Here is a 10666-nt window from a genome sequence, read left to right as displayed (position 1 = left end):
TGGGAACCTTTATTTACGATCTCCATCAATTCCTCAACTTCTCCTTTACTGAGTTTAATTGTATATCGTATCATAACTGATTGTTTTACGAATATACAATATATTTTTATTACGTCATAATATATTTAACTTAACACTAGTACATCTAAGCGTTCTCCCGGAGCCAGTAAAATATTCTTAACGTTTGAAGGATTTTTTAATAAGCCTCCGTCATTACCAATTATAATTAATTCGGCATTATTATTTAAAGCAAGATTATAGATTCGGGCATTGGAACCATTTAACACCCGTAGCCTGTAAAACCGTGTGGTCACATCAACAACAGGAGATGCCTCTCCATTTACAGTGATTGTTTCACCCATAAAGCCAGACATAACTTCCCCTGTTGAAGGGTTATAGGTAATTCCCGATGACGATAAGCGTTTATCCTGTATCACCACTGGTATTTCATATACCCCTGAAGGCAAATTTAAAGCCGCTTCTTCTGCGTCATTAATTATAAACAAACCAGCCAGGCCTTGAAAAGCTTGCTTCGCCGTAGCTCTGTCCGGGTGCGGGTGATACCAGCTTAATCCTGCCCGTTGATTAATCTTGAATTGATAATTAAAACTACTGCCTGGATTTACAACATCTTCCGGATGCCCATCCATATTCGCAGGAATTTTTAATCCGTGCCAGTGTATATTACTATTTTCAGAAAGATTATTCTGAAAATTTATGCTGGTATTTATGCCGCTGTTAACACGGATAGTAGGACCCAATATACCTTTAGCCTGATAGCCCAAAACGGGAATATTGATGCCCCTAATATTTGCTGTTGTTGCTTGCGCAGTTAATGTTACGTTTCCTGTTACATTGTTGGGAAGAGGGAGAGGCATACTGAAATTCCCTTCTTTAATAGATACAGGTTCCCCTCCCATATTCATCTCATCGCCATTCATCATGTGGACTTTGCCGCATGCGCTTAATAAATTAACCACAGAACTTCCTGCAAGTATGCTGCCTGCTCCTAAACCTGCATTTTTTATAAATTTCCTGCGTTTCATAATTATTTATGCTACATGATTAAATTAAAGCGGATGAACCTATTTACCCTGTGTTATCATTAGAAATAATTTCGGATTACTTTCGTGACGAACTATGGCTAACCATGATCTTCCATTTTCCTTCAATCTTCTTTAGTACTGAAGTAGCTACTCCTCTTCGTTTTATTTCAGAATTATCTTTTGCCAATACAATGGCATAGTTATACGTTTCAGTTGCGAACGCATAATCTCCATCAACCTTTACATCGGCTTTATAATAGCTAAAAGTAAAGGACTTGAATACTTTTAACTCAGGGCCCAGGTGATGCTCCAGGTAATGTGCATATGTACCTTCTATACCCCCGGATTCATAAATTTTAGAATCCGCGGTAAAAAGCAATTCCGTACCTGTAGCGTCTAATTTCTGAATAGCATTATGGTAATTTGAAAGGACCGCCTTTACTGCTTCGACTTCATTGGTTTGCGCAAATGCTGTTACATATAAAAACAGCATACTGACTACTAAAGTTGTTTTTTTCATTTTTTTTGATTTTGATTAGTGTTTATATTCTAGTAAGTGAGAGTTAATCCTCCCCCAAACCCCATATCGCTGTCGTAGTGAGTTGATAAATTGAAGTATTTGGTTACGATGTACCTAAGTCCGGTAGTATATTCTTTATCAGTATTACCAGATATGTTCAACCTTAACCTTGGCGCTACCGGAATATCCTCTCGCGATAATTGAAAACGAAGTTTTCCTTTACTGTCAATTCTCTGTTCCGCAATAAATAACATGGGAAGTGTGTACTGTATACCGGCTACAAAAGCTTTTCTGTTGGTTTGATTACTAATTTGACCAAACATGTTTTTTTCACCTTGGTTTCTTATTGTGTTACGATGATAGTCAAACCCAATAAAAGGGAATATCCACTGGTTCCTACCTAAGTACCTTCCAAAATTAGTTTCGCTCTCTTTACCATGCATTGCTTTTAAACCAAGTCGCCATTCTGTAGACAGCTTAAAACGAGTACTTGCCATCATAAATTCACCGTCGCTACCATTACTTTCTAAGCCGACTGAACCCATTTTATGAAATTTTCTGTCTTCGGAATTCAATCCCCTCCGGGCAACTTTAGGATTGGTAATATCGGTTTTATCAATTAGTGGATTATCATAAGAAAAGACTTTGCCCATACCGCTCATCATGTGGTATAAAATATGGCAATGAAAGAACCAGTCACCACCCCGTTCATTTGCGTTAAATTCTATGGTGTCTCTTTCCATGGGCATAATGTCAATGATGTTTTTCATGATGGCGTTTTCACCTTGTCCATTTAGCAACCTGAAGTCGTGACCATGCAGGTGCATGGGATGGCGCATCATGCTGTTATTGTACAGTATTATTCTAACATTCTCGCCTTTCCTGATCAATATTTTATCGCTTTCCGAAACTACTTTGTTATCAATGCTCCAGACATAACGGTTCATATTACCCGTCAAATCGAATTTTATTTCTCTCCACGGACCCTTAGGTAAAGTGGTTTTTTCAGGTGCCCGCAACATCCCGTAATTAAGTGAGACTATTTCGGAAGCCTTACCCCCCGCCCTCTCCGAAGGAGAGGGAGCCATAGTCATACCTGCCATATCGGAACTGCTAGGGTTTATCGGTGTATTTATTTGTACCTCTCCATTTTCTGTAATAGGGGTAGTTTGTTTCTTACCAGCCCCTCTCTTCTCCATACTTCGTACCTTTGATGCACTGCGGATTTCCTCACCTGTAATCTCCGGATACATTACCGTGTTCATATCCATGATCTGGTTTTTCATCGCCATTCCTTCCATCTCAACTAGGTTGCCATTCATATCCATCATATCGTTCATCATCCTCATGCCTAAAAAATATTTGGGTCGATTCCATCTTACAGCAGGCACTTTCTCGCCACTCCCGAGCCACAAAGAGGTAAATTTTGTACGATCTTCAGGTGTTGCCAGAAATTCGTAACTCTTGTTTTCAGGAATAGTCACAACAACATCATAGGTTTCTGATACAGCTATAATTAACCTGTCAACTTCTATCGGTTCTACATCGTTTCCATCGGTGGCTACTACAGTAATTTTTCCGCCAGAGTAGCTAAGCCAGAAATAATCGGACGCTCCACCGTTTGCTATCCGCAACCTTACTTTATCACCAGCTTTAAATTGTGGCTGATGGCTTTGATTTCTACCGTTAATTAGAAGACTATCATAATAGATATCAGTTAAATCCATCGCATTCATGCGCTTCCATTCGTTCTTCACCTTTGTTTTAAACCAACCCAACTTTATTGCTTCTAAATAGGTTTGCTCGGCACCTTTTTGCACTGCAAACCAATCGGTGGCAGCATGTAAGCTACGGTGGGCCTCATCTGGTTTCATATCCAGCCATTCACTAATAACTACGGGGATAGTTGGTATGTCCCATTCCTCTCTTTTGTTCATGATAAAAGAACCGTACATACCTAGTTGCTCCTGCAAGCCGCTGTGACTATGGTACCAGTGTGTACCGTGCTGAATAATAGGAAACTTATACAAATAAGTGGCACCGGGCTTTATAGGCATTTGTGTAAGGAAAGGAACCCCATCCATTTTGTTGGGTAAAAAAAGCCCGTGCCAATGCAGCGAGGTCTCTTCTTTCAATTTATTGTGTACATATATCTCAGCAGTATCTCCTTCGGTGAAGGTAAGGGTGGGCATAGGGATCTGGCCGTTTACAGCAATAGCCCTTTTCGATTTGCCTGTAAAATTCACCATGGTATCGGCAATATATAAGTCGTATCGTACGGTGCGGGGCGGAGTATTTTTGGGAATCGTTTTAATGGGGCCAAGATTAGCTTTTGCTGTTTTCATAGTGTCCATATCCTCCATAACTTCAACATCGTCTTTAGCGGGCATGATCATGTCTTGATGTTCACCAGATGGATCTGCAATAGGTTTAGTCTGGGCAGGGGCCGTATCTTTTTTTGCCGGAACAGGTGTCAAAAATTTTGTGGGTTTGGATTTCTGAACAACCAGTTTCATTTCACACTTAGGACAGTTACCAGGCTTATTCGACTTTACTTCAGGATGCATTGGGCAGGTAAATACCATGGCAGGTCCCGGAACTTCGGTTTTTTTTGCAGGACTTGCCGTTGCACCCTGACTTGCCGGTTTTGGCGCTGGCACTTTTTTTACCTGAGCAGGAGTTGAAGTCTTCGTGGCTTTTGTTTTCTGAACAACCAGCTTCATTCCGCATTTTGGGCAATTTCCGGGTTTGCCCGACTTTACTTCCGGATGCATGGGGCAGGTATAAACAACCTGCATGGAGGCGGATAGTGAATGTGAGTGCTCCGGATACTCCGCATACAGGGTCTGCTGGAAAAAAAGCAGGATGACAAGGGTTAATAGCTTATTCATGATTTTTTATTTAGAAATTTCATCTCTGGATATTTCTATCCAATCTTTTAATAGTTTTTGATCCGTTTTTGAAAGATTAGCAGCCTTATGTATGAATGTATAAGAAGGCAAGGGCATGCTTTCATCTTCGATTGATCCTTGTATGGCTTTTAGTTTACTGAGCTGCCTGCGTTTAGAATAATTTCCAAACTCATCAAAATTCAGCTGCGCTTTTCCTTCATCAATATGCGAGGCCAACCACCAGGCTCCGGGTTGCAGACCAGCGTACCAGGGATAGCGGGTATTGTTACTATGGCAATCATAACAGGAGTTTTGCAAAATCGCTTGTACATTCTCAGGAACAGATATTACGCTGGCTATGCCCCCGGTTGAAGCCTGCACACTTTGGTTGCGTGCAGGCTGAACAAACTGAATAGCAACCAGAATAACCAATAAGACAATTAATCCTATTTTTAGTCTGCTCATCGGGTTTAATTAAGCTCTTCCTGAACCGACCCGCATGTTGACATAGCCAGTCCTAAATAGGGGTTCTTCACCTCTTTGGTTTCACTCAACCAGTTAGCCCCTTTGTTATTATTATACATCGGACAGTTGGTGTAATACAGTTTTTGTCCTGCGCCTGTAGATTTAACCAATTCATAGACTTCTGCACTTAAGGTTTCAAAATGCTCACGCTGATGAACCAGATTACCTGCATTGGCAGCAATGTGTTCAGCATGCTCTATGGCATCGGCTTCCACATCAGTAAACACTTGACTCTGTTCCGCATTTAATGCTGTTTTATCCATCGCTTTAAAGGCTTTAGCTAATTCAGTTGCAGCGGTAGCAGCTTCTTTATCATTGTCATTTGTAAGCGCATTTTTGACTTTAAGGTAGCCAGTCAATATTTCGCTTGCGGGCATTTTATTTTCGGTTGTTTCCTTGTCCGTAGTCCCTACTGATGCGGTACTGTCAGATGCTTGTTTATTGGGTCCATTATTGTTACAGGCAACAAAAAGTATTGATACGAGCGTTAAGCTTAAGATGATTGTTTTCATGTCTTTAGTTTTAAAATTAATATACCAGCGACACTTCTTTAAGGAGCGACCGGAATAGTTCTATGAGTGTTTTAATGGTTTAACTTCCAGAGTAAAACCATAGGATGCAATGCACCTATGGCCTTCTTGGATTGGAATTATTTAAGAGTTTCTACAACCTTCCCGCAGGTAAGCATAGCGCTACCGTAATAGGGGTTCTTAATTGCAGGCTCTTTGCTAAGCCAGCTAGCTTTCTTCATCGGGCAATACGCCCTATAAATAGCACCATCACCAAGCTTCGTAACTTTGGCTAAGGCTGCCATATTGTCAGAGAAAGCAGAGAAATATTCTCTTTGCTTTTTCAGATCTTTAACGCTGGCAATAGCAGAAGCATCCCTAACAAGTAATGTCCTGTTGGCGTCCGGAAGGTTTTTGGCATCGACAGAGGCCGCGGTTTTAACGAATTCAGCAGCATGAGTTGCCGCAAGGTCGGCCTTGCTAGCCACTAAAGCATCTTTAATTGCATAATAATGGGTGAGCAGGTCTACGTGCAGGGGTGATTTATCCTGTGCATATGTTTGAACAAGTCCGGTTGCAATAAATGCAACTATAAAAAATATCTTTTTCATTTTGAAATGATTTAAATGTTTAAAGCAAATAATTAATGCATGGCTCAAATAATGACCATGGGTATCAAACTTTAAACAAAAATCAAATCAGGAAACTCTGGATAGCTATGCGGGTATCCGCTATGGGCGGATGGTGATTTCTTACAAAATATTTATTACTGGGTAAGTGAAGACAAGATGCCTGCACATCTATTTTAATATTAAAGGGGGTATTGAATCCTAAAGTAACAAACGGAGGTTGTAAATTGTAATTAAACGGTTGGGGAGTACGTTTGTCACTTTTTTCAAATTTAGCTACTTCATCCTTGCAACAGTCATCCTCAGGGTTTTCCTGGAGATTGCTAACTTGTTTATGGTGGTCGGCCTGTTTCTGGTGATGATCTGCCGGATGCTCGTGATGACTTACGGGCTCCTGATGATGATCAGCGGAAGCAGCATGCTCATGGGATTTGCCATGCTCATGGCTTTTTTGTTGTTGACCGGCTGTTTCTTTATGATGATCTGCGTTAAAGGTCATATCTAATCCTACAGAACAAGCGAATCCTACAATCGTACTCAGCGAGAATACGATTAGCAAAAAAGCTGCTTTAAACTGTACTGATGAAATTTTCATTGAAACACAATACATCGCTAAAAATGTATTTAGGTAACAAAGATACATATCAAATAGCTGATATTATTACATAATTAATTGGAAAGTTTATATAATTATAGTGCTTAACAATTACGATATCAAAAGTAGGTTGATACACCAAATTGAAAGCCAGCAAGTTTTGCTGCCGGATTCCCCAGAAGATCCGTTTGCCAATTGTATCGGTAATTCAATCTGATCACCGTCTGTGGAGTAGGGCGAAAACTTAAAGCAGGTACAACAGAATAGATATGGTCAGAAATATTTCCACCTGTTGAACTGAATATTCCTTTATTCCAATCTACATATTCCAGCCTGATAGCAGCATTTAAAACTGCTCTTTCAAAACCAAACAGCGGTTTTTTTATAATTGGTTGAACCAAATCAATAAACCCACCCTGCTGCTTAGTGCCAAATTGCTCTGTATAGGTTTCCGGAATATCTACATTTACCCAAGCCCATTCTGCATTTATGAAAGTGTTTATTTTAGGCAGAACTGTATTGAAATCAATTGCAAAAACGTTCAGCCGCCTTTTATCATCAAGAATAAGCCCGTCATCCTGAAATTTATTATAAATACCGCCCATATAGGATAATCCTAACTCACCAATCTTTGTGTTCCTTAGGGCTACTTTCCCGGTTAATAAGGGAGCCCCGTTAAAGCTTTCCTCAAAGCGATCTCTGTTAGCTTTGGATGCTGGTAAAAAAGTCCTGTTTTCGGAGTTAGATATGATGGTCTCATCAAAGCCGTTTGTTAAATAGGCTTCATAAGCATATACCCAATTCTTGAGATACTTTTTTCCGAAAACTCCGAATCCTACATTACTCCATGTTGCAGGAAGCATTTGTGTCGCAGATATAGGCCTGTCAACGAACTCCCATTTTGGGCCGTCATGGTTTTGGTTGAATGCCCCAATGGGATTCATAACAATGCCTCCCCTTAAATTTAACAGGGGATTGAACTCAAAATCCACAGATGCAAATTCTATATTGATCTCTTTTGTGCCGTCTTCAAACTCAAGCTCTGATAGAAACTTAATTCTTTTTGCAATGGACGAAGACACAAATAACGTGAGTCTCCGCATTTGAAACTGATGTCCTTCGGTTATACCATCCGTTCCTAAATATTGGTAGTTAGCTTCTGCATATCCCCCAAGAGCGACCGGGAGCTTAGCAGCCTGAAGGAAAGGACGATCATAGACTGCGTCCATGTTCAATTTTATGCGCGTAGAGTCTCTATCAGGAGATCGCAATAAGTCGGGATCAATTTGAGCGAAGCCTGTTTTAACAAGGAGTATTACTAGAAGTAAGGTAATGGGTTTCTTCATGATTGCTTTCTCATATCTATGAATATATCGTTATTGGACACCACGACAGGGAATGTCCTGAGGTTATTGTCGGCCGGCCCATTGGTGACTTGCCCTTTATTATTAAACTCGCTTCCGTGAGCCGGGCACTGAAGGAAATCTCCGGACGCCTGGAGTTCTGTTCCCTGGTGGGTACACCTCATCCACAAGGCGGTATAATCCTGTTCGCTAAAACGATAAACACAAATAGGATATTTAAAGGCATCATTCCGAATAATCAGAAATGACAGGTAAGCTTTGCTCCCTTTGCCTGTTATTCTAAACTCTGATTTATTTAACCGAAGTCCATCCTTTTCAACAGTTCCGGTAAGATACCTGGTGCTTGTACACGAGCTAAGCAATGCCGGCATAACTGCTACAGACAAACAGGCAGTACAGCCTTTTGCGATAAAGTTTCTTCTGTCCATTTTATAAAGATTCAAGGAACTTAAGGAGTTTGGTTTTCTCGCTTGATGGGAGCTGCTGAAACTTATTTTTGCTCTGCTCAGCCTCGCCGCCATGCATTAGTACAGCTTGTTCAATACTTTTTGCTCTTCCATCATGTAAAAGATGATATTCACCTCCCTGAGAATTTTTAGATAAGCCTAAACCCCATAAAGCGGGTGTTCGCCATTCGGGTGTCAATGCTGTGCCTTCGGTATATTTATCATCGAGTGCTGGTCCCAGGTCATGTAACAGGAAGTCTGTGTATGGTGCAAAGGTTTTATTTGACAAGGCAGCTATACTGGATGGCTCTGTTTGTAATTGCGGTGTATGGCATTTTCCACAGGAAATATTCAGGAACACCTGTTTGCCTGAAATTACATCGGGATTATTCTGGTCTCTTTGTACCGGCGCTTTTAGTGTTTTGAGATAGAATACAACATCCAGAACTTTCTGGTTCGATATTTCAGGCTCAATATCCTGATTTTTGTAAGTTGAAAAGTGCTCGTAAGTTGAGGTTATACCCATATCCTGATTATAAGCATTTGCCGTTTGCTGTAACAGATCATAAACGGCTGCTTTTTTACCAAAGCGCCCGATATATTTGCCGTTCCGGACAATAGTCCCTGGACGAAGCTCCGAATATTGTGGGATAGTTATCCAGTTCGGTCTTCCTGAAATACCATCCCCATTGGCATCGTTTACGTCTGCCATGGCCATAATTGTTGCATCCGATATAGCTTCGAAAAACCCAAGTCCAGTATTAGCCGGAGGCGTAAAATTCGAAAATGTAGCTCCAGCAGGAATTTTTTCTGGTTGATAACCAGGTATAGCCCTGTTTTGCAACTGCGGCCCGCCTTGCATCAAAAATTTGTTACCCAATGTATCGCTTTGGCCAAAACGTGTTAAGGTTGTAAAAGGATGGCCTTTGCCATCTCCTGCATGGCAGCTTCCGCAGGAATTCGCAACAAACATGGGTCCCAGCCCATTAGCTGCAGAAAATACATCCCCATTAAAGGCCACATCGCCATTTAGGAAAATTCGATTTTGTTCAGGTGTTAAGCCTTCGATTGGGCCATCCAGAATCTGGTCATCTTCTGGAGCGCCCGGGATAGTTTTTTCACAGGACGTACCTGCAATGATGAGACATGCAATGAGACTAAGGACAATAAACTTGTTTTGCATTACCGCAGAATGTTAAATTTGATTGACAAAGATATAAATATAAGATAAACAAAACATAATTTTTAGATATATCTAAAAATTATGTTTTGTTTATCTTATTTAGTATCTTGCTTGAAACGGAATTCAATGCATTCATTTACCGAGGAGAACTATCTTAAAGCGATCTATAAACTTGAAGAGAAAACAGGCGGAAGGGTTAATAATACCGACCTTGCTAAAGCTCTGGCTATCCATTCAGCAACTGTAACGGACATGCTTAAGAAAATGTCTGAAAGAAAATGGATTCTCTACGAGAAATCAAAAGGATTTAAGTTAACGGGAAAAGGAAGAAAAAGTGCGGTAGGAATTATTCGAAGACACAGACTTTGGGAGGTATTTCTTGTCAGCAAACTGGAATTCGGCTGGGATGAAGTTCATGAAATAGCAGAACAACTTGAGCATGTACAAAGTGAAGATCTGATTAACCGCCTTGATAGTTTTTTGGGATATCCGAAAGCCGATCCGCATGGGGATCCTATCCCGGATGAGAATGGTGAGTTCATGAAATCTGAAGCTGTTCTGTTGTCAAAACTAAAAGCAGGCAGTAAAGCCAGGTTCGCAGGAATAACAGATCATTCAACCGCGTTCCTCTCTTACCTGGACAAGATCGGACTGGCTTTGGGAGATACCATCAAGATCGGGTCGATAGAAGAATTTGACCAAAGCTATATCCTGCAATTAAAATCAAAAAAAGAGATAATTGTTAGCAGCAGGGTAACTAACGGTATCTTGGTGGTAATAAATTACTAGTTACAAATGATAATAATTTCTATTGGGATTGTTATATGAAACCTGCATGAGCTTACTGCTTACTAAATGAAATGAACATAAGCTCATGCGGGCCCGCCCGGCTGACTTCATAGCTTTTAAAAAATCTATTCAATTATTTTGTAGAATAGTTGAAAAGGTGCTACCTTTA

The 10666-nt window shown here is 40.5% G+C and carries 11 protein-coding genes; 1 reads left to right on the top strand and 10 read right to left on the bottom strand.

What is annotated here, in order from left to right; translation table 11 throughout:
• Nucleotides 1–125: 125 nt before the first annotated feature.
• The 10 genes from Q8M41_RS01060 to Q8M41_RS01015 all read right to left on the bottom strand — a co-directional run bounded on the left by Q8M41_RS01060 (nucleotide 126) and on the right by Q8M41_RS01015 (nucleotide 9708).
• Complete coding sequence (locus tag Q8M41_RS01060) at nucleotides 126–1046, bottom strand: multicopper oxidase family protein (RefSeq protein WP_305363380.1); 921 nt, start codon at nucleotides 1044–1046, stop codon at nucleotides 126–128.
• A gap of 76 nt (nucleotides 1047–1122) precedes the next feature.
• The gene (locus Q8M41_RS01055; protein WP_305363379.1) at nucleotides 1123–1566 is read right to left on the bottom strand and encodes a nuclear transport factor 2 family protein; all 444 of its coding nucleotides are present in this window, start codon (nucleotides 1564–1566) and stop codon (nucleotides 1123–1125) included.
• 29 nt (nucleotides 1567–1595) lie between these two features.
• Nucleotides 1596–4457 (bottom strand): multicopper oxidase domain-containing protein, encoded by a 2862-nt coding sequence (locus tag Q8M41_RS01050; protein WP_305363378.1) that lies wholly within the window; start codon nucleotides 4455–4457, stop codon nucleotides 1596–1598.
• 6 nt (nucleotides 4458–4463) lie between these two features.
• On the bottom strand, nucleotides 4464–4922 hold the full coding sequence (locus Q8M41_RS01045; RefSeq protein WP_305363377.1) for a heme-binding domain-containing protein: 459 nt from the start codon (nucleotides 4920–4922) through the stop codon (nucleotides 4464–4466).
• 5 nt (nucleotides 4923–4927) lie between these two features.
• Complete coding sequence (locus tag Q8M41_RS01040) at nucleotides 4928–5494, bottom strand: DUF3347 domain-containing protein (RefSeq protein ID WP_305363376.1); 567 nt, start codon at nucleotides 5492–5494, stop codon at nucleotides 4928–4930.
• A 137-nt stretch (nucleotides 5495–5631) separates the two neighbouring features.
• Nucleotides 5632–6102, bottom strand: coding sequence for a DUF3347 domain-containing protein (locus tag Q8M41_RS01035; protein ID WP_305363375.1), 471 nt, complete (start codon nucleotides 6100–6102; stop codon nucleotides 5632–5634).
• Between the two features lie 82 nt (nucleotides 6103–6184).
• Nucleotides 6185–6715 carry a hypothetical protein gene (locus Q8M41_RS01030; protein WP_305363374.1) on the bottom strand — a complete coding sequence of 177 codons (531 nt, stop codon included), beginning with the start codon at nucleotides 6713–6715 and terminating at the stop codon, nucleotides 6185–6187.
• A gap of 119 nt (nucleotides 6716–6834) precedes the next feature.
• Nucleotides 6835–8061, bottom strand: a complete 1227-nt coding sequence (locus Q8M41_RS01025; protein WP_305363373.1) for a hypothetical protein — start codon at nucleotides 8059–8061, stop codon at nucleotides 6835–6837.
• The gene (locus Q8M41_RS01020; protein WP_305363372.1) at nucleotides 8058–8507 is read right to left on the bottom strand and encodes a ubiquinol-cytochrome c reductase iron-sulfur subunit; all 450 of its coding nucleotides are present in this window, start codon (nucleotides 8505–8507) and stop codon (nucleotides 8058–8060) included. Before Q8M41_RS01020 ends, Q8M41_RS01025 begins: the two co-directional genes overlap by 4 nt.
• A gap of 1 nt (nucleotide 8508) precedes the next feature.
• Nucleotides 8509–9708 (bottom strand): di-heme oxidoredictase family protein, encoded by a 1200-nt coding sequence (locus Q8M41_RS01015; RefSeq protein ID WP_305363371.1) that lies wholly within the window; start codon nucleotides 9706–9708, stop codon nucleotides 8509–8511.
• Nucleotides 9709–9834: 126 nt separating this feature from the next.
• On the opposite strand from Q8M41_RS01015, the gene Q8M41_RS01010 reads away from it, so the two are divergent.
• Nucleotides 9835–10497, top strand: a complete 663-nt coding sequence (locus tag Q8M41_RS01010) for a metal-dependent transcriptional regulator (protein WP_305363370.1) — start codon at nucleotides 9835–9837, stop codon at nucleotides 10495–10497.
• The last annotated feature ends 169 nt before the right edge of the window (nucleotides 10498–10666 follow it).

This window comes from Daejeonella sp., from assembly GCF_030684675.1.
GTDB lineage: Bacteria > Bacteroidota > Bacteroidia > Sphingobacteriales > Sphingobacteriaceae > Daejeonella.
Note: the sequence above shows the minus strand (reverse complement) of the source record. Positions and strands in the feature narration are given on the sequence as shown.

Coding starts and splice junctions, on each gene's coding strand:
- Q8M41_RS01050 (WP_305363378.1), bottom strand. CDS start 4,457: ATGAATAAGCTATTAACCCTTGTCATCCTGCTTTTTTTCCAGCAGACC.
- Q8M41_RS01055 (WP_305363379.1), bottom strand. CDS start 1,566: ATGAAAAAAACAACTTTAGTAGTCAGTATGCTGTTTTTATATGTAACA.
- Q8M41_RS01045 (WP_305363377.1), bottom strand. CDS start 4,922: ATGAGCAGACTAAAAATAGGATTAATTGTCTTATTGGTTATTCTGGTT.
- Q8M41_RS01020 (WP_305363372.1), bottom strand. CDS start 8,507: ATGGACAGAAGAAACTTTATCGCAAAAGGCTGTACTGCCTGTTTGTCT.
- Q8M41_RS01030 (WP_305363374.1), bottom strand. CDS start 6,715: ATGAAAATTTCATCAGTACAGTTTAAAGCAGCTTTTTTGCTAATCGTA.
- Q8M41_RS01040 (WP_305363376.1), bottom strand. CDS start 5,494: ATGAAAACAATCATCTTAAGCTTAACGCTCGTATCAATACTTTTTGTT.
- Q8M41_RS01015 (WP_305363371.1), bottom strand. CDS start 9,708: ATGCAAAACAAGTTTATTGTCCTTAGTCTCATTGCATGTCTCATCATT.
- Q8M41_RS01035 (WP_305363375.1), bottom strand. CDS start 6,102: ATGAAAAAGATATTTTTTATAGTTGCATTTATTGCAACCGGACTTGTT.
- Q8M41_RS01060 (WP_305363380.1), bottom strand. CDS start 1,046: ATGAAACGCAGGAAATTTATAAAAAATGCAGGTTTAGGAGCAGGCAGC.
- Q8M41_RS01010 (WP_305363370.1), top strand. CDS start 9,835: ATGCATTCATTTACCGAGGAGAACTATCTTAAAGCGATCTATAAACTT.
- Q8M41_RS01025 (WP_305363373.1), bottom strand. CDS start 8,061: ATGAAGAAACCCATTACCTTACTTCTAGTAATACTCCTTGTTAAAACA.